Here is a 22,089-nt window from a genome sequence, read left to right on the forward strand (position 1 = left end):
TTGCCTGCTCTCAAAGGGTCGCGACGTGTTGCCGATAAATTTCATAAGCCTGCTGGGACGCTTCGACACGCGCAGCGTTTGGCCGGGTTTCGCTGGCCGGGTCGAGCTTGACGCAGCGCTCGCAGAGTTCGGCCAGGCCGTCTTGCGCGCCTGAATGACACCACGCCGCCTGGATCGCCGCACCCAACGCAGCCGCCTCGCTCTGCTCGGTGCAGATGACGGTGGTGTCCATGATATCGGCGACGATCTGCCGCCAGGCCGCGCTCTTCGAGCCGCCGCCGATCAAGCGGATGCTTTGTGCCTTCAGGCCGTTGGCGCGCAACAGGTCCAGGCCGTAGCGCAGGCCGAACGTCGTGCCTTCGACGACCGCGCGGCACAGATTGGCCCGGGTCAGGTTGGTGGTCGTCAGCCCGAGGAGGCTGCCGGTGGCGTGGGGCAGGGCGGGGACGCGTTCGCCGTTGAGGAACGGCAGCATGCAGACGCCCTCCGCACCGATCGGCGCCTGGGTTACCAGGGTGTTGAAGGTGTCGATGTCCAGGTCCAGCAGCTCGCGAATCGCCCCGGTGGCGTTGGTCAGGTTCATGGTGCAGATCAGCGGCAGCCAACCACCGCTGGAAGAACAAAAGGTTGCCACCGACGCTTGCGGGCTGACGGTAGGCTCCGCTCCAAAGGCATACACGGTGCCAGAGGAGCCGAGGCTCATGGTGATTACGCCGGGCTGGATATTACCGGTGCCGATGGCACCCATCATGTTGTCACCGCCACCGCTGGATACTATCGCCGCGGGATTGAGCCCCAGGTGCGCGGCGATTTCCGGCAGGATCCGGCCGACGGGTTGGTGAGCCTCGATCAGTTCGGGCAACGCCGATTGCAGTCGGCCGCTGGGGTCGATATGGCGCAGCAGCTCGACGTCCCATTGGCGGGTGCGCACGTTGAAATAGCCGGTGCCCGAGGCATCGCCGTATTCGCTGCAATGGCGGCCGGTGAGCCAGTAGTTGAGGTAGTCATGGGGCAGCAGGACACTGGCGATGCGCTCGAAGACCAGGGGATGCTGTTGCTGGGTCCAGAGCAGTTTGGAAACCGTGTAGCCCGGCGCAATCACCACGCCGAGGCGTTCAAGGCTGCCGTCTTCACCGCCCAGGTGCGCCAGGAGTCGGTCGTTTTCCGGCGTGGTCTCGGTGTCGCACCACAGTTTTGCCGGGCGCAGCACCTGACCTTGGTCATCGAGCAGCACCAGGCCGTGTTGCTGGCCGGAGACACCGATACCGAGGATGGCGCGGCCGTCGACGTTCGCGTCTGCCAATGCCTGTCGAGTGGCCTGGGTGAACGCATCGAGCCATTGCTGGGGGTCTTGTTCACGGCGGCCGTTGGCACCGCTGATCATGCTATGGGCAGCGGCGCCCTGGCCGAGCACCTGGCCACTGACCGAGTCCAGGATCAGGGCCTTGGTGCCTTGGGTGCCGCAGTCGATGCCCAGGAACAATTGTTGGTTTGCCATGGAAATCCTCGGATCAAAAGAACAAAACACAAAACCTGTGGCAATGGAATGACTTGTGGCGAGGGGATGAATCCCCTCGCCACAAAAAATGCGTCCAGGCATTAATCCGCTTCAGCCAGCACCCGCTCAAGCGTTCTCGTTACCCCATGCTCGCGCAGGCTGTTGCAACACCACTCGAAGGCTGCCACGAATTCGGGTGATCGGGGGATAGCCGTGCCAAAAATTTCTTCCACGTCCAGCATCCGCTGGGTCACCAGGACATCATCGGCCACCAGTGCCTGGCAGAACGCCGCGCGAGGGTCGGGGATCGAATAGGTCGTGCCATTTTCGTCGACGCCCTTCAGATACACCGCCCAGGCCGCCACCACCAATGCCGCGCGGCGGGTCTCGCCCCCATCGGCAATCAGGCGATTGATGGTCGGCACGGTGAATTTCGGGAATTTCGACGAGCCATCCGAACACACCCGTTCCAGTTGGTCGGCGATGGCCTGGTTGGAGAAGCGCTCCACCAGGGTGTCCTTGTATTGCGTCAGGTCGATGCCTGGCACGGGCGCCAACTGCGGTGTCACGTCCAAGTCCATATACGCGCGGATATAGCGCACGAACAACGGGTCGTTCATGGTTTCGTGGACGAAGCGATAACCCTTGAGGAAACCCAGGTAGGTCAGGGCAAGGTGGCTGCCGTTGAGCAGCTTGATCTTCATTTCTTCGTAGGGCGACACGTCGTCGGTGAATTGCACGCCGACGTTTTCCCAGGCCGGGCGACCATTGACGAACTTGTCTTCGAGCACCCACTGCACGAACGGCTCGCACACCACTGGCCATGCGTCATCGACGCCATGCTCGTCATGCAGTTGCAAGCGGTGGGCGCTACTGGTCATCGGCGTGATGCGGTCGACCATGGCGTTGGGGAAGCTCACGTTCTGGTCGATCCATTGGCCCAGCGCAGGATCGCGCAGCACGGCGAAGGCCAGCAGCGCCTTGCGGGTGACGGCGCCGTTGTGGGGCAGGTTGTCGCAAGACATCAGGGTGAACGCCGGCGTGCCCTCGGCGCGGCGCTTGGCCAGGGCAGCGCAGAGGAAGCCGAACACGGTCTTCGGCTCGTCGGGATGGGCCAGGTCGTGCTGGATCTGCGGCAGATGGGCCATGAACTCGCCGTTGCTGTCGTCGATGCAGTAGCCACCTTCGGTGATGGTCAGGGAGACGATGCGGATCTGCGGGTCGGCCAGTTTGTCGATCAATGCCTGGGCGCTGTCTTCGGCGAGCAGCATGTCGGTGATAGCGCCGATCACGCGAACTTCGGTGTCGTCGGTGTCGCCCAGTTCATAAAGGGTGAACAGGTAATCCTGGCCGGCCAGGTCATCCCGGGCGCGGCGATCGTCCGGGCGAAGGCCTACGCCGCAAATGGCCCAGTCGAGGCCTTCGCCAGTGTTCATCAACGCATCGGTGTAGTACGCCTGGTGCGCACGGTGGAAGCCACCGACGCCGATGTGGGCGATGCCTTGGCGTCGGTCGTCCAGGTTGTACGCGGGCAGGACGACCTCGGCGTTGAGGTTGTGCAGGTTCTGTCGGTTGAGTTTCATCGCAAAATCTCGGCTATCAGGCGGCAGCGCGCAGCGCGCGGGAAACCGCTACGCCCTCGGCATCGAATAAATGGCAGTGTTCGGCGTCCAGGTGCAGGTCCAGTTGCTCGCCGAATCGGCTCGCCAGGTCGCCGCGCACCCGCATGGTCAAGGCTTCGCCGGAAGCGGTGACGACGTGGCAGAAAGTGTCGCTGCCCAGGCGCTCGCTGACATCGGCGGTCACCCGCAGCGTGCAGTCGCCCGGTTGGGCCAGGTTCAGGTGTTCCGGGCGAATCCCCAGTGTCACCGCGCCGCCGACGCTCAGGTTGGCACCACTGCGCGGCAGGTTGATACGCGTGCCGGCGTCCAGCAGCACTTCACAACCCTGGCCGTCCAGAGCGGTGACCTTGCCCTTGAGGAAACCCATCTTCGGCGTGCCGAGAAATCCGGCCACGAACAGGTTGGCCGGTTGGTGGTACAGCTCCAGCGGCGAGCCGACCTGTTCGATGCGCCCACCGTTGAGTACGACGACCTTATCGGCCAGAGTCATGGCTTCGACCTGGTCGTGGGTCACGTAGATCATCGTCGCTTGCAGTTCTTTATGCAGGCGCGCCAGTTCCAGGCGCATCTGCACGCGCAGGGCGGCGTCGAGGTTGGACAGCGGTTCGTCGAACAGGAAAATCTTGGGATTGCGTACGATGGCCCGGCCGATTGCCACGCGCTGGCGCTGGCCGCCGGACAGTTGCTTGGGCTTGCGCTCGAGCATCGGTCCCAGTTCGAGGATGCGCGCCGCTTCGTTGACCTTCTTCTCGACGTCGGCTTTGGGCACGCCGGCCAGGTCCAGGGCGAAGGACATGTTCTTGCGCACGCTCATGTGCGGGTACAGGGCGTAGGTCTGGAACACCATCGCCAGGTCGCGCTTGGCCGGGCTGACTTCGGTAATGTCCCGGCCATCGAGTTCGATGGTGCCGTCGCTGACCTCTTCCAGGCCGGCGATCAGCCGCAGCAACGTGGACTTGCCGCAGCCCGATGGGCCGACAAAGACTACGAATTCACGGTCGTTCACCTCAAGGTCGATGCCCTTGATGATCGAGAAACCTTCGAAACCTTTTTGCAGATTCTTGATTTTCAGGTTGGCCATGATGATGGGCCTCCACTTCGGATAACTGTGTAGGGCGCGTTACTTCACCGCGCCGAAGGACAAACCGCGCACCAGCTGTTTCTGGCTGATCCAGCCAAAGATCAGGATCGGCGCGCAGGCGAGGGTCGAGACGGCGGACAACTTGGCCCAGAACAAACCTTCCGGGCTGGAGTAAGAGGCGATCAACGCGGTCAGTGGCGCGGCTTTGGACGAGGTGAGGTTCAGCGACCAGAAGGCCTCGTTCCAGCACAGGATCAGCGACAGCAACACGGTGGAGGCCAGGCCGCCCTTGGCGATCGGCAACAGGACGCGGACCATTTCCTGCCACAACGTGGCACCGTCCAGGCGCGCGGCTTCGAGGATGTCGCGAGGAATGTCCTTGAAGTAGGTGTAGATCATCCAGACCACGATGGGCAGGTTGATCAGCGTATAGATGATGATCAACGCGATACGGGTGTCCAGCAGGCCAAATTGCTTGGCGAGCAAGTAGATCGGCATCAGCACGCCCACCGGCGGCAGCATCTTGGTGGAGAGCATCCACAGCAACGTGCCCTTGGTACGTTGGGTTTCGTAGAACGCCATGGAGTACGCCGCCGGCACTGCAATCAGCAGGCAAAGGGCGGTGGCACTGAAGGAAATCACCACCGAGTTCCAGGCGAAGCTGAAGTAGTTGCTGCGCTCGTTGATGTGCAGGTAGTTCTCCAGCGTTGGCGCGAAGATGAACTGCGGTGGCGTGGCGAAGGCGTCGATCTCGGTCTTGAAGCTGGTCAGCACCATCCAGAAGATCGGGAAAAAGATCAGGATCGCGATGGCCCAGGCCAGCGTGCCCAACAGCAGGCTTTGCAGGCGACGGGATTGTTGAAGAGTCATGGCGACGGCCTCAATGCTTGTCGGTGAGGTTTTTGCCGATCATCCGGACCAGGATGATGGCGGCGATATTGGCGATGACCACGGCAATCAAGCCTCCGGCCGACGCCATGCCGACGTCGAACTGCACCAGCGCCTGGTTGTAGATCAGGTAGGCGAGGTTGGTGGAGGCATAGCCTGGGCCACCGTTGGTAGTGGTGAAGATTTCGGCGAACACCGACAGCAGGAAGATGGTCTCGATCATCACCACCACGGCAATCGGGCGGGCCAGGTGCGGCAGGGTCAGGTGCCAGAAAATGGCGATGGGGCCGGCACCGTCCAGGCGCGCGGCTTCTTTCTGTTCCTGATCCAGCGACTGCATGGCGGTCATCAGGATCAGGATCGCGAAGGGCAGCCATTGCCAGCTGACGATGATAATGATCGACAGCAACGGGTAATGAGCCAGCCAGTCCACTGGCTGGGCACCGAAGAGCTTCCACACCGAGGCGAGGATCCCGGAGACCGGATGGAAAATCAGGTTCTTCCAGATCAGCGCACCGACGGTGGGCATGATGAAGAACGGCGAGATCAGCAATACCCGCACGATGCCGCGACCGAAGAACTCACTGGCCTCCAGCAAGGCGCTGATCAATACCCCGAGCACGATGCTGATCAGCAGCACGCTGCCCACTAGCAGCAACGTATTGGTGGCACCAGGCATGAAGCCCGAGTCGGTCAGGAAATAGGTGAAGTTTTCCAGCCCGACGAATTCGTTCTCGCCGGGGTAGAGCAGGTTGTAGCGGATCGTCGAGAAGTACACGGTCATGCCCAGCGGCACGATCATCCACAGCAGCAACAAGGCGACCGAAGGGCTGACCAGGAACCAGCCGGGGTTGGCCAGTCGGATCTTGCGGGCTGGCGGGGCTATTTCGATGGGGGCTTTGACTGTTGTCGTTGAGCTATTCATGAGCGCTTACTCTTATGCGACACATTCCCTGTGGCGAGGGAACTTGCTCCCGCTGGACCGCGCAGCGGGCCCATGCCGATCGGCAATCGTTCCGATCGCCAGGGCGGGCTTCGCCCGCCAGCGGAAGCAAGCTTCCTCGCCACAAATGGATATTTACAAGTCTTTACTTGGGGTACCCGGCGCGCTTCATCTCGCGTTCGGTGGTGGATTGGGCGGCGGTCAACGCCTGGTCCACGGTCTGCTGGCCGGTCAGCGCACCCGAGAAGAACTTGCCCACTTGGGTACCGATGGCCTGGAACTCGGGGATGGTCACCAACTGGATGCCAATGTAGGGCACGGGCTTGAGGGTCGGGGCTTTCGGGTCGGCGACTTTCAACGACTCCAGCGTCACCTTGGCAAACGGCGCGGCTTTCATGTACTCGTCGCTGTAGGTGGAGGTGCGGGTGCCCGGTGGTACGTTGGCGATGCCGTCGGTCTTGGCGACCAACTGACCGTACTCCTTGGACGTTGCCCAAGTGGTGAACACCTTGGCGGCGTCCTTGGCTTTGGAACTGGTCGGGATCGCCAGCGACCAGGAATACATCCAGGAGGTGCCTTTTTCGGTTTTTTCGTGGGGGGCGAAGGTGAAACCGACGTGATCGGCCACTTTGCTCTGGGTCTTGTCGGTGACGAACGAACCGGCGACGCTGGCATCGACCCAGACCGCGCACTTGCCGCTGTTGAACAGGGCCAGGTTTTCATTGAAACCGTTGCTGGAAGCGCCCGGCGGGCCGGACTTCTTCATGTTGTCAACGTAGAAGTTCAGGGCATCCTTCCACTCGGGTCCATTGAATTGCGGCTGCCACTTCTCATCGAACCAGCGCGCGCCAAAGCCGTTGGCCAGGGTCGTGATCAGCGCCATGTTCTCGCCCCAACCGGCCTTGCCGCGCAGGCATAGGCCATATTGTTCCTTGGTCTTGTCGGTGAGCTTTTCAGCGAACTCACCGATCTGGGTCCAAGTCGGGTGTTCGGGCATGGTCAGCCCGGCGTCCTTGAACAAATCTGTGCGGTAGTAAGTGATCGAGCTTTCGGCATAGAACGGCAGGGCGTACAGCGAGCCCTTGACCGACAAGCCATCGCGCACGGATGGAAAGATGTCTTCCAGGTCATAGGCGGCGGGCAGGTCCTTCATCGGTTCCAGCCAGCCCTTGGCACCCCAGAGTGCGGCTTCGTACATGCCAATGGTCAGCACGTCGAACTGCCCGCCCTGGGTGGCGATGTCGGTGGTCAGGCGTTGGCGCAGGACGTTTTCTTCGAGCACCACCCAGTTCAGCTTGATGTCCGGGTGCTCGGCCTCGAAGGTTTTCGAGAGCTTTTGCATGCGGATCATGTCGCTGTTGTTGACGGTGGCAATGGTCAGGGTTTGCGCGCCGAAACTGACGCTGCTGAGGGTCATGCAGGTGGAGACAAGCAGAGCTTTTACCGAAGGTTTCATCGCGCACTCCTTTTCCGCGCCCACGGGCTGCAGAAGGACAGTTATTGTTTTTGTGTCTTCCGGATGAGAGGAAGAATGTGCGCTGATTACAGCCCTCAATGGACGGCGTGACAAATCATCCGTCGCACTTTGACTGATACTTTTTTGCACTGCTGGGCTGATGGCATTCATTTGTGGCGAGGGGATTTATCCCCGCTGGGGCGCGAAGCGGCCCCCTGCGTCCTGCCTGACACCCGGCAGTGGCCAATACATTTAGGGCTGCTTCGCAGCCCCGCGGGGATAAATCCCCTCGCCACAAGGGTATGGCTGAGGGTGTGTCAGCCCTGGTTCTGCTCGGTCAACCGCTGCACCGCCAGCCGCCGGTAGTGGGACGGGGTCATGCCCTTGAGTTGCTGGAAGCGCCGGTTGAAGTTGGAAATATTGTTGAAGCCCGACTCAAAGCACACATCGGTCACCGGTTTGTCGCCATCGGCCAGCAGTTCGCAGGATTTGCTGATGCGCAGTCGATTGACGAATTCGATGAAGCAACGGCCGGTGGCTTGCTTGAACACTCGGCTGAAGTAAGTGGGCTTCATGCCCAGGTGCTCGGCGACTTCTTCCAGGGGCAGTTCCCGGGCGTAGTGCGCGAAAATGTAGTCCACCGCGCGGTTGGTGCGGTCGATGCTGTGCTCATCCGCCGCTTGTGGGGTAGTAGCGCCGGACAGCAATTGGTAGTCGTCGCAGCTCGCCAGGAGCTCCATCAGAATGAAAAAGTAGCCCAGCCGGCTCATTCCTTGGGCGTCGGCGATGCGTTGCATCAACGTCATGGCCTGGCGAATGGTGCGTTTGCAGCGAAATTCGATGCCGTGCTGGGCGCGTTCGAGCAGCGGTGCCAGTGTCTTGAGTTCGGCGAACACTTGGTTGCCGCTTTCAAACAGCTCGTCGGTGAAGTTCACCAGCATGTCGCGCTTGGGTACCACCTCATCCTCGGCCACCTGGCTGATCCAGTTATGGGGCAGGTTGGGGCCGGTGAGGAACAGCGACTGGGGGGAAAAATTGCCGATGTAGTCGCCGATGAAGACCTTGCCCGAGCTGGCGACGATAAGGTGCAGCTCGTATTCCTTGTGGAAATGCCAGCGCACCAGCGGGCAGGGGAAGCCGTGCTGGCGGTAGATGATGGACAGCCCGTTGTGGTCGTCCATCAACTCGTACGAAGGGTCGGTGACTCTGGCTGTGCGGGTCATGGGCTTGGTGCTTTTGTTGTTATCGCCGCTGGATAATGCCCCCTTCGGCGCCCGCGTTCCAGCCCCGGGAACAATGAGGGACTCAGCTGTTGCGGTTCTTTTCTTCGATCCATTGGGACATGTACTGGGTACTCTTGTGCTGGTGGTGGCGCAGCATGCTGCCGGTGAAGTTATCCCGGCGGCGTCGTGGCAGATCGGCACGGCACGCATTGAGACTGTCAATCAAGGCCGGACCGTGGACCTGCCTGCGGAAACGTTCATTGAGCAAGGCCAATCCGGCCTGCTGGGCATGGGTCCAGCGCGCCGGGTCGCAATACAACTGCACGGCGGCTGCGGCGATGTCTTCGGCGCTCTGGGCGATCACGCCGGGCCAGGGCATGCCGCCGTGCATGGCTTCGGCGCCCACGGGCGTGGTGATACTGGGCGTACCGCAGAGCATGGCTTCGATCAGCTTGCCCTTGATGCCGGCACCGAAACGCAGTGGCGCCAGGCAGATGCGTGCCGCGGACATGACCTGCAAGGCGTCCTCGGCCCAGTTCATGATATGAAATCCTTGGTTCGGATTGTGCAGCGCCGCCGCCTTCGGCGGAGTGTAGGCGCCGTAGAGGTGCAACTGCGCACCGGGCAGTCGTTGGCGAATCAGCGGCCATACCGCATTTTTCATCCAGAGCACGGCGTCCCAGTTCGGTGCGTGACGAAAGTTGCCGATGCTGAGGAAATTCGCCCGGGCTTCGTAGGTGGCGAACGGTTCAATGGGCAGGTCCAGCATCAACGGACACCAGAGCAACAGCTCGCGGGGCACCTTGAAGTGTTCCACCAACAGCTCGATTTCGAATTCCGACACCATCAGGTTCAGGTCGCAACGGAACAGGGCGGCAATTTCCCGCCTGGCCAGGTCAGTGTCGGCCATCAGCTCGAATTCCTCGCGCAGGGCCGGCGCGAACAAGTCACTGAAGTCCTGGGAGGCTTCATCGGCCTTCAAGCGATCTTTGAGTCGCTGGTGCCGCGCATGACGCAGGCTTTGCAAGTCCGAGGTTTCCAGCACGCGCAGTGCATCGGGGCAATGTTTCTCGACGCGCCAGCCAAACTGTTCTTCCATCATGAATTGGTCGAACAGGACGATATCTGGCGCCAGTTCAGCTATGAATGCGTCGAAACTGCTGTTATTGAGTTCGATCGGTACTTCACGGATGCCCAGGCCGACCAGGTCGGCGCGGTTTTCGCCGGGCTTGGCGGGGCTGCTGAAGGTGATGTCCCAGCCTTGTCCGAGAAAGGCCTCCAGGAGCTGCATGACATGCCCGCCGGCCGCCGATGAACGTGGCTCGGGCCAGACATAGCCGATAACCAGGACTTTGGTGGCGGGATGGGGCATGGCGGGCGATCCTTGGAGCGTTTCAGGCGCGGGCGGCGCGCGGGGCGCCGATAGTGACCAAGAATGCGCCTGGGCTCAAGAAAGAATCTTTTTGACCTTGTCCCGCAACTGATCGATGGAGAAGGGCTTGCCGATCACCGACATGCCTTCAGGTACATCGATGCTTTCGGCATAACCGCTGGCAAACAGCACCGGCAGTTGCGGCCGCTCGATTCGAGCCTGCTTGGCCAGTTCCCGTCCGTCCATGATCGGCAGGCCCACGTCCGTCATCATCAGGGCAATGGGCAGCTTGTCGTTGCGCAAAAACTCCAATGCCTGGCCACAACCGTCCGCCTCCAACACCGTGTACTCCAATTCCTCCAGCACATCGACGATCAACATGCGCACGATGGTGTCGTCTTCGACGACCAGAATGGTGGGGGAGGTGACAGGTGTGGGGACGGACATAATGGACTTCTCGAAAGATGGAATCGGGAGGGGCGATAAAAACGGCCTTAATGCATGAGTAAGTCGAGAGGTGGCACAAGTTCCCGAAGCTGTACAAGAAAGGATCTATAGTACAAGAGCTGACAAGGATAGTCGCATCCTTAAAACCGAGGTACAGCACCCTTTGGGATTTGCGTCCTTGAATCGTCAGAAATGTGGATCCAGCCCGTGATTTTGGGCAAACTCCATGATTTTCAACTGCTCACCAAGGCCTTCTTCCATGACTCCTTCGTCTTCGGTTGACGAACAAAGTTTTCGCAAGCTCCTAAGCCGTAACATCAGCCTTCCTCTTGGCATCGGTGCTCTCAGCGCGGTGTTCTTCATCGCGCTGATCACGTACTTGCTTTCGGTGATCCAATGGGTCGGGCACACCGATCGGGTGATCAATAACGCCAATGAAGCGCTGAAGCTGAGCGTCGACCTGGAAACAGGCATGCGCGGTTACCTGTTGAGCGGCGACGAGCACTTCCTCGACCCCTATGAGGTCGCCAAGCCGCGGATCGCAGTCGCGCTCGACACATTGTTGGAATTGACAGCCGACAATCCGGTACAGACCGACCGTCTGCACCGGATCCAGGCGCTGCAGGTGGAATGGACCAACTACGCCCAAGGCATGATCGATCTGCAACGCAGCAGCGGCGATTACCGCGGAGCAGTCAAGGCCGGGCGCGGCAAGCGGCTGACCGACGAGATACGCAAGTCTTTCGAAGATGTCGTCGAGACCGAACAGCAACTGCGTGCCGAGCGCAACGAGCAGGTACGCACTACCACGATCTGGAGCATCGCCCTGTATTTGCTGTTCGTTGCGGCTGTCAGTGGATTACTGGCCTATGTTGGCCGTCGGGACCTCCTGACGCTGTCCGGCAACTACAGCGCCAGCCTGAAAGTCCAGCAGCAGAGCGCGTTGCACCTGGAGAAGCAGGCTTGGTTGCGCAATGGCCAGACCCAGTTGGCCGAACAGGTCCTGGGCCAACTGACCCTGAACCTCCTTGGGCGCAACATCCTGCAGTTCTGCGCGCAGTACCTGGGCACTGTGGTCGCCGCCCTTTACGCACGAGAAGAAAACGGCACCCTGCGACGCATCGCCACCTATGGCATGTCCAGGGAAGATGACGAACTCCAGCAGGTCATCATCGACGGCGAGGGCATCGTCGGCCAAGCCGTGCGGCAAGGGCGTCTTATCCGGCTGGACGATGTGCCGGGCGATTACCTCAAGGTCAGCTCGGGGCTCGGCCAGGGGCTGCCCAACTGTGTGCTGGTGGTGCCGACCCGTGACGATGATCGCATCAACGGTGTCGTTGAGCTGGGCTTCCTGAGGCCATTGACCGAGCGCGACATCGAACTGTTGGAGTTGGTAGCCGGCAACATCGGTACGTCCATCGAGGCGGCTCGCTATCGCCAGCGCCTGCAAGAGGTATTGGCCGAGACCCAGCAATTGAACGAAGAGCTGCAAGTGCAGCAGGAAGAGCTCAAGACCGCGAATGAAGAGTTGGAGGAACAGTCGCGCATCCTCAAGGAGTCCCAGGCGCACCTGGAAGCCCAGCAACAGGAACTGGAGCAGACCAACGAGCAATTGGCCGAGCAGCGCGACGCCATGGACCAGAAGAACAGCGAGCTGAACCTGGCCCAGATCCAACTGCAGGAACGCGCCGAAGAATTGCAGCGCTCGAGCAAGTACAAGTCCGAGTTCCTCGCCAATATGTCCCATGAACTGCGCACGCCGCTCAACAGCTCGCTGATCCTGTCGAAATTGCTGGCGGAGAACCCGCATAACAACCTCAGCGACGAACAGGTCAAGTTTGCCGAGTCGATCTACTCTGCCGGCAATGATCTGCTGAACCTGATCAACGACATCCTGGACATTTCCAAGGTCGAGGCCGGCAAGCTGGAAGTGCGTCCGGAAAACACCAGCGTGGCGCGCCTGGTGGATGGGCTCCAGGACGTGTTCAGGCCGCTGACGGCTGAAAAGGGCCTGGCGTTTGAAGTGCAGCTGCTGCCTGATGCGCCGGCGATGTTGTACACCGATCGCCAGCGTCTGGAACAGATACTCAAGAACCTGTTGTCCAATGCCGTGAAGTTCACCGAACACGGCTCCGTCGAGCTGTCCGTGACCGGCCAGCCGGGTTCGGGCATCGCCTTCATGGTGCGTGATTCGGGGATCGGCATCGCCGCCGATCAACAACAGAGTATTTTCGAGGCGTTCCGCCAGGCAGATGGCACCACCAACCGCCGTTACGGCGGCACTGGGCTGGGACTGTCGATTTCCCGGGACCTGGCAACGTTGCTGGGGGGTTCGATTTCGGTATCCAGCGCGCCAGGACAGGGCAGTGTCTTCACGCTGGTCTTGCCGGAGCGCTACGTCGAGCCAGGGGAGAACCCCATTGAACCGGTGACATTCACTCCTACCGCAACCGTCCCGGCACCGAGCCGTGCGCCCGCGCCGGCGCCGCTGGTGGCCGAGGTAGACGCGCCACTCCCGCAATTCCCTGACGACCGGGACAAGGCGCCGTTCGATTCCCGTTGCATCCTCGTCATCGAGGACGAACCCAAGTTCGCCCGTATCCTGTTCGACCTCGCCCATGAACTGGGCTACCAGTGCCTGGTGGCCCACGGCGCCGACGAAGGCTTTGACCTGGCCTTGCAACTGAGCCCTGATGCAATCCTGCTGGACATGCGCCTGCCGGATCACTCCGGGCTGACCGTCCTGCAACGGCTCAAGGAACAAGCCCAGACCCGCCATATTCCGGTGCACGTCATTTCCGTCGAAGACCGCGTCGAAGCGGCCATGCACATGGGCGCCATTGGTTACGCGGTCAAGCCGACCACCCGGGACGAACTCAAGGACGTGTTCGCGCGACTGGAGGCCAAGCTGACCCAAAAGGTCAAGCGGGTGCTGTTGGTTGAAGACGATGACTTGCAGCGCGACAGCATTACCCGCCTGATCGGCGACGACGACATCGAGATCACCGCCGTCGGCCTGGCACAGCAAGCCTTGGATCTGCTGCGCGACAACGTCTACGACTGCATGATCATCGATCTCAAGCTACCGGACATGCTGGGCAATGACTTGCTCAAGCGCATGTCCAGCGAAGAGATCTGTTCATTCCCGCCGGTGATCGTCTATACCGGGCGAAACCTGACGCGCGACGAAGAAGCCGAGCTGCGCAAGTATTCACGCTCGATCATCATCAAGGGGGCTCGCTCTCCGGAACGTTTGTTGGATGAAGTCACACTCTTTCTGCACAAAGTCGAATCGCGGTTGTCCCATGAACGACAGCGCATGCTTCAGACTGCCCGAAGTCGCGACAAGGTTTTCGAAGGCCGCAAGGTACTGGTGGTGGACGACGATGTGCGCAATATCTTCGCCCTGACCAGCGCCCTGGAGGCCAAAGGAGCGATCGTCGTTATCGGGCGCAATGGTTATGAGGCGATTGAACGCTTGAACGAGGTCGAAGACATCGACCTGGTGCTGATGGACGTGATGATGCCCGAGATGGATGGCTTCGAAGCCACCACGCTGATCCGCAAGGATCCTCGCTGGCGCAAATTGCCAATCATCGCCGTTACCGCCAAGGCCATGAAGGATGATCAGGAGCGTTGCCTGGCGGCGGGCTCCAACGATTACCTGGCCAAGCCGATTGACCTGGATCGCCTGTTTTCACTGATTCGCGTGTGGTTGCCAAATATGGAAAGAATTTAGTGGAACGAAACACAGACATTGAACTTCGTTTGTTGATCGAAGCGATCTACCTGAAGTACAGCTACGACTTCCGCGATTACTCCGGCGCTTCCATCAAGCGCCGGGTGCTGCATGCGCTGAGCCAGTTCGAGTGCAAGACCATATCGGCCCTGCAAGAACGGGTGTTGCATGACCCAGGCGCGTTCATGCAGTTGTTGCAGTTGCTGACGATCCCGGTCAGCGAGATGTTTCGCGACCCTGCGCACTTCCTGGCCATTCGCGAGGAAGTGGTGCCGCTGCTCAAGACCTACCCGTCGATCAAGATCTGGATCGCCGGTTGCAGCACCGGGGAAGAGGTCTACTCCATGGCGATCCTGCTGCGGGAAGAAGGACTGCTGGATCGCACGTTCATCTACGCCACGGACATCAATCCGCGGTCCCTGGAAAAAGCCAAGCAGGGCATCTTTTCCCTGGAAAACGTCCGGGCCTACACCCAGAATTACCAGCTTGCCGGAGGTAAGCGTTCGTTTGCCGACTACTATACGGCCGCCTACGATTACGCCATGTTCGACAAGACGCTGTGCAAGAACGTGACCTTCGCCGACCATAGCCTTGCAACCGACAGCGTGTTTTCAGAAACTCAATTAATTTCCTGTCGTAACGTATTGATATATTTCAATAAAAAGCTGCAAGATCGCGCTTTCGGGTTGTTTCATGAGTCCCTCTGCCACCGCGGGTTCCTGGTGCTGGGGAGCAAGGAGACCCTGGATTTTTCAGCCTTTAGTGCGCAGTTCGAACCCTTGGTCAAACAGGAACGGATCTATCGCAAGTTATGAATCCAATGACGGACAGATCCAGCCAGTTGATCGAGGCAGTCGTCGTCGGTGCGTCCGCCGGTGGCGTCGAAGCATTGCTCAAGATTTTCACGCCGTTGCGCAAAGGTTTTCGCCTGCCTGTCCTGGTGGTGTTGCATTTGCCCGACGAGCGCAACAGCCAGTTGGCTCAGGTGTTGCGCCACCGTCTCGCGATACCCGTTGAAGAAGCGCGCGACAAGCAAGACATCTGTCCGGGCACCTTGTACGTTGCGACGCCTGGTTATCACCTCTCGGTCGAGGCTGACCGTAGCCTGTCGCTGAGCCTCGAAGAGCCGGTTCACCATTCTCGGCCGTCGATTGACGTGCTGTTCGAATCGGCCGCCGATGTCTATGGCCCGCGTTTGCTGGCGGTGGTGCTGACGGGTGCCAACAGCGACGGGGCCAAGGGCTTGGCCAGGGTCAAGGCGCTGGGCGGCATCACGGTCGTCCAGGACCCGACAGAGGCACAGGTTGCCACCATGCCTGAAGCGGCGCTTGGCTTGCACGAGCCCGACCATATCCTAACTTTGCAGGGCATCGGCCAATTGCTGGCCGGGCTGGAATGAACTAAATGCCAAGAGATATTCAAGCCAAACTGCTGATCGTCGACGATCTGCCTGAGAATCTATTGGCCCTGGAAGCGCTGATCCAGCGCGACGACCGCGAGGTGTTCAAGGCCTTGTCGGCGGACGAAGCGCTGTCGCTGCTTCTGCAACATGACTTTGCCCTGGCGATCATCGATGTGCAGATGCCGGGGATGAACGGTTTTGAACTGGCCGAGTTGATGCGCAGCACGGAAAAGACGCGCAGCATCCCGATCATTTTTGTCAGCGCCGCCGGCCGCGAACGCAACTACGCCTTCACCGGCTACGAAAACGGCGCGGTGGATTTCCTGCACAAGCCGTTGGACACCCATGCGGTCAAAAGCAAGGTCAATGTGTTCGTCGAACTTTATCGCCAGCGCAAGGCGATGAAGGAGCAAGTCAATGCCCTTGAGCAGAGCCGTCGGGAGCAGGAGCAGTTGCTCCAGCAGTTGCAAGCCACTCGCGGGGAGCTGGAGCAGGCCGTGCGCATGCGCGATGACTTCATGTCGATCGTCGCCCACGAGGTCCGCACGCCACTCAACGGCCTGATCCTGGAAACGCAGTTGCGCAAGATGCACCTGGCACGGGATAACGCCGCGGCGTTCACCCTGGACAAGGTGAAGGCGATGGTCGAGCGCGACGAGCGCCAGATCAAAAGCCTGATCCGCTTGATCGAGGACATGCTCGATGTGTCGCGGATCCGCACCGGCAAGTTGTCGATCCGTCCGACCCGTTTCAATCTGACGGCACTGGTGCAAAATCTGCTGCACAACTTCCAGCCGCAGATCGCCGCCGCCGAATGCACCGTGACGTGCATCGCCGAGCCTTTGGTGGAAGGGCACTGGGATGAGTTTCGCATCGAACAGGTGGTTTCCAACCTGCTGACCAATGCGTTGCGCTATGGCAGCAAGAGTCCGATCGAGGTGCGGGTCTACCAGACGCCCGAGCATGCCTGTGTCGAAGTCCAGGACCACGGTATCGGTATCAGCGAAGAGAACCAGAAGCGCATCTTCCAGCAATTTGAACGGGTGTCGTCCAAGGCCGCCGCCGCCGGCCTGGGTCTGGGATTGTTCATCTCCGAGCAGATCGTCACTGCCCATGGCGGTATCATCACGGTCAATAGTCGCCTCAACGAAGGGGCGTTGTTCCGCGTTTGTCTGCCTTTTCAGAAAACTGGCGAACGGACGCAACCTCTGAGCGACCCCAAGGTCGTATCAGCAGCTATTGATCCAACAAAGGCTTCTCATGAGTGAAGATGCGCAAGACGTTGTATTGATCGTCGAGGATGATCCTTCGATCCTGATGGTGCTGTCGGCTTATCTGTCAGGCGAGGGGTATCGGGTCTTGCAGGCCGAAAACGGTGAGCAGGCGTTCGAGATCCTGGCGAGCAAGCCTCATCTGGACATGATGATTACCGACTTCCGCCTGCCCGGTGGCATCTCCGGTGTGCAGATCGCCGAGCCGGCGGTGAGGTTGCGTCCGGATCTGAAGGTTATTTTCATCAGTGGTTATGCCCAGGAAGTGCGTGAGACGGATAGCCCCATTACTCGCAAGGCGCCGATTTTGGATAAGCCGTTTGATTTGGATGTGTTGCAGGGGATTATGCAGGGGATGTTGTCGTAGTCTCTGCTGTAATGGCTGGTTGAGTACATATCCGTTTCTGCGGTAACGGCTGCTTATGGTTCCGCTCTTACAGCGGGTCACTTTTTTCAGGCGCCAAAAAAGTAACCAAAAAGGCTTTGCCCCACCATTCGGCACCTCGCCGAGGCTCGGTGTGCCCTCACTCCGGCCTTGCTCAGTGGGCCGCCGCGAAGGGCCATCCATGGCCCAGCGCGGCTACCTCGGCATCCATGCCGAGGTGCCCACTGCGCAAGGCCTGCGTTCAGCCATCGTGGTTAACGGGGCGTCAAGGTCAAGGTCAAGGTCAAGATCAAGATCAAGATCAAGATCAAAAGCAGTGCCACGCCTCAGACCTTGATCATCTCCCGCACCTTCGCCGTCAACAAATCAAATGTAAACGGCTTGGTAATCATCTGCATGCCCGGGTCGAGGAAACCACCGCGCACTGCCGCGTGTTCAGCGTAACCAGTGATGAAGAGCACCTTGAGGTCGGGCCGGATTTGCCGGCCGATTTCAGCCAGTTGTCGGCCGTTCATGCCAGGTAGCCCTACGTCGCTGATCAACAGGTCGATACGTTGGCTTGATTGCAGGATCGGCATCGCGCCATTGGCGTCGCCGGCTTCGACGAAGGCGTAGCCCAGTTCGCCCAGCACCGCGCTGACCAGGACACGCACCGCCGGATCATCTTCGACGATGAGCACGGTTTCGCCATCTTGCGCATAAGGCGCTTGTGGAACGACGACCTGGGGTTCGTGTATTTCTTCGCCAATGAAGCGCGGCAGGTAAAGGTTCACGGTGGTGCCTTTGCCGACCTCGCTGTCGATGGTCACGTGTCCGCGCGACTGCTTGCTGAATCCGTAGATCATCGAAAGCCCCAGGCCGGTGCCCTGGCCGATGGGCTTGGTGGTGAAGAAGGGATCGAATGCGCGACTCATCACCGCTTCCGGCATGCCGTACCCTGTGTCCTGTACGCTCAATACCACATAGTCGCCGGGTTCGAGATTCGTGTAGGCGTCGGTAAAACCGGTATCCAGGTACTTGTTGAAAGTCTTTACCACCAGCTTCCCGCCGTCGGGCATGGCATCGCGGGCATTGAGGACCAGGTTGAGCAGGGCGCTTTCCAGTTGGTTGGGGTCGGCTTCGGCGATCCAGAGCTGTTCGTCCAGGCGCATTTCCAGGGCGATGCTTTCGTTGAGGCTACGTTGCAGCAATTCGCCCATCGACAGCACCAAGGTGTTCATCTGCACGGCCTTCGAGTCCAGGGACTGGCGACGGGAGAACGCCAGGAGCCTGTGGGTCAGGCCCGCGGCGCGATTGGCCGAGGTCACGCCCAGGTCGATCAGGCTATCGAGGTCTTCGGTGCGGCCCCGCGCCAGGCGTCGACGTAGCAGTTCAAGACTGCCGATGATGCCGGTGAGCATGTTGTTGAAATCATGGGCGATGCCACCGGTGAGCTGTCCAACCGCTTCCATTTTCTGCGATTGGCGCAGGGCCTCCTCATTGTGGCGCAACTGGGCGGTACGCTCCTCGACCTGCTGTTCAAGGGTTTCGAGGGTGTTTTGCAGGCGCAGCTCGCTGTTGCTGAGGTCGATCAGGCGGTCCCGGGCTTCGTATTGCCTTCGGCGTCCGCGCAGTGCAGTGGTCACCAGGCTGACGAGCGTGACCGGATGGAACGGCCGCTCAAGGAAGGTCACGTTGCCCAGTTGCGCGCCAATGCGCGCGACTGGATTGTGCTCCGGTCCTCCGTGATGCGTCAGCAGGACAATGGGCAGGTCGGACCAAGCCGGCTGCTGCTCTATGTGCTGGAGCAGGTTCTCCAGCTCCGGACCTACCAGGGCTTCCGAGGAAATCACCAGCATGCCCGCCCCGTGCACCAACTCTTCGCACAAATGGCCCAGATGACTGCATACGAGGCCATGGAAGCCGGCTTCGTTGAGAATCATCAGGGCAATCTGGCTATCCCGTCCCAGCGGCGCGAGAATCAGCGCCCGCTCGGACAGTGGCTCGGCCGACGTCACTGGGCTTCATCCTCAAGCAACGGGTGACCCGCTCCCATATACGTTGGCACTCCGCGCAATACGCCTTGGAACGCTTCCAGGGGCTCGCCGATGGTCATGCCCCGCTTGTTGATACGGTATTCGCGGATGGTGGATTCATGGCTGCCGGTGCGCTTCTTGATAATGGAAATCGCGCGGCGAACCTTCCCCAGCGCCTCGAAATAACGCAGCAGGATAACGGTATCGGCCAGGTAGGTGATGTCCACCGGCGCCTGCATATCACCCACGAGGCCGTGTTGCGCGACAGTCATGAACGTCGCTGCGCCTTTGCGATTGAGGTAGAGCAAAAGCTCATGCATGTGCAAGACCAGGGCGTTTTCCTCAGGCATGGCGGCCTGGTAGCCGTTGATGCTGTCGATCACCACCGTCTTGATGTCGCCTTCGTTGACGCAACGGCGTACCCGGTGGGAGAACTCGCCGGGGGACAGCTCGGCGGCATCGACCTGTTCGATCAGCAGGTTGCCGGTCTTCTGCAGCTCCAGCAGATCGATGCCGATGTGCTTCATGCGCTCGAACAGCAAACCCAGCTCTTCATCGAAAATGAACAGGGCGGCTTTTTCGCCGCGCTGTACAGCTGCTGCCGCGAAGATAAGGGAGATCAACGACTTGCCGGTACCGGCCGGACCAAGGATCAGCGTGCTGGAGCCGGTCTCGATACCGCCGCCGAGCAGGGCGTCCATTTCCTGGATGCCGCTGGACAATTGCTGGCGCACGTACTGTCCACGGTGCTCGGCGGCCACCAGGCGAGGGAAGACATGCACGCCGTCGCCCATGATCGTGAAATCGTGGTAGCCACCACGGTACTTCTGCCCGCGGTACTTGACCACGCGCAACCGTCGCCGCTCGGCACCGTAAGACGGAGTCAATTCTTCGAGGCGGACCACGCCGTGGGCCACGCTGTGCACCGTCTTGTCCAGGGATTCGGTGGTCAAGTCATCCAGGAGCAGGACCGTGGCGTCGTAGCGTACGAAATAGTGCTTGATCGCCAGGATCTGCCGGCGATAGCGCAGGGAGCTTTGCGCCAGGAGGCGGATCTCGGAAAGACTGTCCAGCACGACGCGGGTCGGCTTGAATCGCTCGACCACTTCGAAGATCTGCCGGGTCGCTTCGCCCAGCTCCAGGTCCGAGGAATACAGCAGGCTTTGCTGATGCTCGGCGTTGAGCAGGCTCTCGGGCGGGGTCAACTCGAAGATGTGGATGTTTTCATCCATGGTCCACCCGTGGGACGCTGCGCCCTGGCGCAATTCACGCTCGGTCTCCGATAGCGTGATGTACAACGAGCGCTCGCCGGCCTCGGCACCGGCTAGCAGGAAGTGCAACGCGACCGTGGTTTTGCCAGTGCCCGGTTCTCCCTCCAGGAGGAACACATGGCCTCGGGACAAACCACCGGAAAGGATGTCGTCCAGCCCTTCGATACCGGTGGCGGCTTTTGCGCTGATCAACTCGTTAGATGTAGTCAAAAATAACCCTCTCATGACTAGGGAAGTGGGCAGCTGGCGGGTTCGTGCCAGAAATGAACTGCCTGAATACTTGACCTTTGGCAGTGATGGCGGTTCCGCTTCCTTTGACAAAACGCGTACTGCTGCACAACTTCTTGCCCTCACAGATCGGTCTATAAACCTTGCTGTATCGCCGGGTCGTCGGGGTTCAGTTGTTCCAGTTGAGCCAACAATACCTGGACATGTTGCAACTGACCGGTTTCCTTCCAATAGTTGATCAGCAGGACCCGAGCGTTGCGGTCGGCGGGATAGCGCTGGACAATTTCCTGCAGCTGTTTCTGCGCCGCTTCCACCTCCTGCTCAGCATGCAGCGTGGTTGCCAGGTCGTAGCGGTATTGGCGATTATCAGGTTCCAGCTCCACGGCTTTCGCCAAGCCTAGCACCGCATATTCACTTTGCCCGTGCTGCAACAGCCACATGCCCAATGCATGTTGCAGATAAGCCGATGCCGGCTGCGCTTGCAACTGCCGGGCGAGCAATTGGCGTGCGGCTTCTCCCTGGCCTTGTTTGTCCAGCACATCGATCTGCATCACCAGTGCCGGCAGGTTGTCCGGTTGCAGCTGCAGGGTCTGTTCCAGCGCCTGCTGGGCTTTTTTCAGCTCGGCGTCATGCACATGCAGGCGGGCGAGCTGATAGAGCGATTCGGGCGTGGGTGGGCCGTCGTTCAGCACTTGCTTCCAAGTATCGACGGCAATCTGCATCGCGCCGAAATACAGGCCCAGTTCATCTGGCGACAGACCCAGCAGTGCATTCACGGCGGCGAAGCGGACGTCCGGCTCGTTGTCATCCAAGAGCGGGCCGAGCAGCAGGCTGCGCTGGGCGTTCGGCACCAGCCCGACGATGCTACCGATGGCGGCACGACGCACGGCCGGCGATTCGCTGTGCAGATCCGCCTGCGCCAGTTTCAAGGCTTGGGGGCTGGGATAGTTGGGCAGTTCGGCGTGTAGCCATATGCGGCGCTTCGCAGAGAGGTCCGGACGTGCCAGTTGCTGGTAAAGCATTCGCGCCGCGCCTGGCTGGCCGTTGCGAGCGTTCTCCAATGCTTCGCTGTATCCGCGCTTGATGGCCTCGGGAACCTGCGGTGTGGCGTTGCGCAACCACATCGCGACGATGCCGATCGCCAACACAACGGCAAGACTGAGAAGCAGGTAGCGGCGAGACGAAGACATGCAGGTAATCCATAACCAGTAGCGCGAAATGTCGCAAGCTTCGGTCAGGCGGCGGCCC

17 protein-coding genes and 1 pseudogene are annotated in these 22,089 nt (G+C 60.3%); 6 read left to right on the forward strand and 12 right to left on the reverse strand.

Annotated elements, in window-relative coordinates; all coding sequences use genetic code 11:
* Window positions 1-10: 10 nt before the first annotated feature.
* The 9 genes from xylB to VQ575_RS12110 all read right to left on the reverse strand — a co-directional run bounded on the left by xylB (window position 11) and on the right by VQ575_RS12110 (window position 10,530).
* Window positions 11-1,498, reverse strand: a complete 1,488-nt coding sequence (gene xylB / locus VQ575_RS12070; protein WP_039590933.1) for a xylulokinase — start codon at window positions 1,496-1,498, stop codon at window positions 11-13.
* Window positions 1,499-1,599: 101 nt separating this feature from the next.
* On the reverse strand, window positions 1,600-3,081 hold the full coding sequence (locus tag VQ575_RS12075; RefSeq protein WP_039590932.1) for a mannitol dehydrogenase family protein: 1,482 nt from the start codon (window positions 3,079-3,081) through the stop codon (window positions 1,600-1,602).
* Window positions 3,082-3,097: 16 nt separating this feature from the next.
* Window positions 3,098-4,201 carry an ABC transporter ATP-binding protein gene (locus VQ575_RS12080; protein ID WP_030142682.1) on the reverse strand — a complete coding sequence of 368 codons (1,104 nt, stop codon included), beginning with the start codon at window positions 4,199-4,201 and terminating at the stop codon, window positions 3,098-3,100.
* 39 nt (window positions 4,202-4,240) lie between these two features.
* Window positions 4,241-5,071: a carbohydrate ABC transporter permease gene (locus VQ575_RS12085; protein ID WP_039590930.1), complete on the reverse strand. Its 831-nt coding sequence runs from the start codon at window positions 5,069-5,071 to the stop codon at window positions 4,241-4,243.
* Window positions 5,072-5,081: 10 nt separating this feature from the next.
* A complete protein-coding gene (locus tag VQ575_RS12090) occupies window positions 5,082-6,014 on the reverse strand; it encodes a carbohydrate ABC transporter permease (protein ID WP_039590928.1) in 933 nt (310 codons plus the stop codon).
* A 163-nt stretch (window positions 6,015-6,177) separates the two neighbouring features.
* Entirely contained in the window at window positions 6,178-7,488 is a 1,311-nt protein-coding gene (locus VQ575_RS12095) for an ABC transporter substrate-binding protein (RefSeq protein ID WP_039590926.1), read from the reverse strand.
* 317 nt (window positions 7,489-7,805) lie between these two features.
* The gene (locus tag VQ575_RS12100; RefSeq protein ID WP_039590924.1) at window positions 7,806-8,711 is read right to left on the reverse strand and encodes an AraC family transcriptional regulator; all 906 of its coding nucleotides are present in this window, start codon (window positions 8,709-8,711) and stop codon (window positions 7,806-7,808) included.
* 82 nt (window positions 8,712-8,793) lie between these two features.
* On the reverse strand, window positions 8,794-10,083 hold the full coding sequence (locus VQ575_RS12105; protein WP_325919748.1) for a glycosyltransferase: 1,290 nt from the start codon (window positions 10,081-10,083) through the stop codon (window positions 8,794-8,796).
* Window positions 10,084-10,158: 75 nt separating this feature from the next.
* Window positions 10,159-10,530 (reverse strand): response regulator, encoded by a 372-nt coding sequence (locus VQ575_RS12110; RefSeq protein WP_080942525.1) that lies wholly within the window; start codon window positions 10,528-10,530, stop codon window positions 10,159-10,161.
* Between the two features lie 259 nt (window positions 10,531-10,789).
* On the opposite strand from VQ575_RS12110, the gene VQ575_RS12115 reads away from it, so the two are divergent.
* The 6 genes and pseudogenes from VQ575_RS12115 to VQ575_RS12140 form a co-directional block, all read left to right on the forward strand.
* Window positions 10,790-14,269: a response regulator gene (locus tag VQ575_RS12115; protein WP_198723171.1), complete on the forward strand. Its 3,480-nt coding sequence runs from the start codon at window positions 10,790-10,792 to the stop codon at window positions 14,267-14,269.
* Complete coding sequence (locus VQ575_RS12120; RefSeq protein WP_039590916.1) at window positions 14,269-15,084, forward strand: CheR family methyltransferase; 816 nt, start codon at window positions 14,269-14,271, stop codon at window positions 15,082-15,084. Before VQ575_RS12115 ends, VQ575_RS12120 begins: the two co-directional genes overlap by 1 nt.
* Complete coding sequence (locus VQ575_RS12125) at window positions 15,081-15,668, forward strand: chemotaxis protein CheB (RefSeq protein ID WP_039590914.1); 588 nt, start codon at window positions 15,081-15,083, stop codon at window positions 15,666-15,668. Before VQ575_RS12120 ends, VQ575_RS12125 begins: the two co-directional genes overlap by 4 nt.
* Before the next feature lie 5 nt (window positions 15,669-15,673).
* Window positions 15,674-16,939 (forward strand): hybrid sensor histidine kinase/response regulator, encoded by a 1,266-nt coding sequence (locus VQ575_RS12130; protein ID WP_039590912.1) that lies wholly within the window; start codon window positions 15,674-15,676, stop codon window positions 16,937-16,939.
* Entirely contained in the window at window positions 16,932-17,309 is a 378-nt protein-coding gene (locus VQ575_RS12135) for a response regulator (protein WP_030142671.1), read from the forward strand. Before VQ575_RS12130 ends, VQ575_RS12135 begins: the two co-directional genes overlap by 8 nt.
* 199 nt (window positions 17,310-17,508) lie before the next feature.
* Window positions 17,509-17,592 (forward strand): annotated as a pseudogene (locus VQ575_RS12140) (nucleoid-structuring protein H-NS); the annotation flags it as partial.
* 61 nt (window positions 17,593-17,653) lie between these two features.
* Here VQ575_RS12140 and VQ575_RS12145 read toward each other — a convergent pair.
* From VQ575_RS12145 to VQ575_RS12155, 3 genes are all read right to left on the reverse strand, one after another.
* A complete protein-coding gene (locus VQ575_RS12145; RefSeq protein WP_325919750.1) occupies window positions 17,654-19,324 on the reverse strand; it encodes a response regulator in 1,671 nt (556 codons plus the stop codon).
* A complete protein-coding gene (locus VQ575_RS12150) occupies window positions 19,321-20,823 on the reverse strand; it encodes an ATPase domain-containing protein (RefSeq protein ID WP_039590908.1) in 1,503 nt (500 codons plus the stop codon). The genes VQ575_RS12145 and VQ575_RS12150 overlap by 4 nt, the downstream gene beginning before the upstream one ends.
* 152 nt (window positions 20,824-20,975) lie before the next feature.
* Window positions 20,976-22,031 carry a tetratricopeptide repeat protein gene (locus VQ575_RS12155; protein WP_045155898.1) on the reverse strand — a complete coding sequence of 352 codons (1,056 nt, stop codon included), beginning with the start codon at window positions 22,029-22,031 and terminating at the stop codon, window positions 20,976-20,978.
* Between the last annotated feature and the right edge of the window lie 58 nt (window positions 22,032-22,089).

The sequence above is a fragment of the Pseudomonas frederiksbergensis genome (assembly GCF_035751725.1).
GTDB lineage: Bacteria > Pseudomonadota > Gammaproteobacteria > Pseudomonadales > Pseudomonadaceae > Aquipseudomonas > Aquipseudomonas frederiksbergensis_A.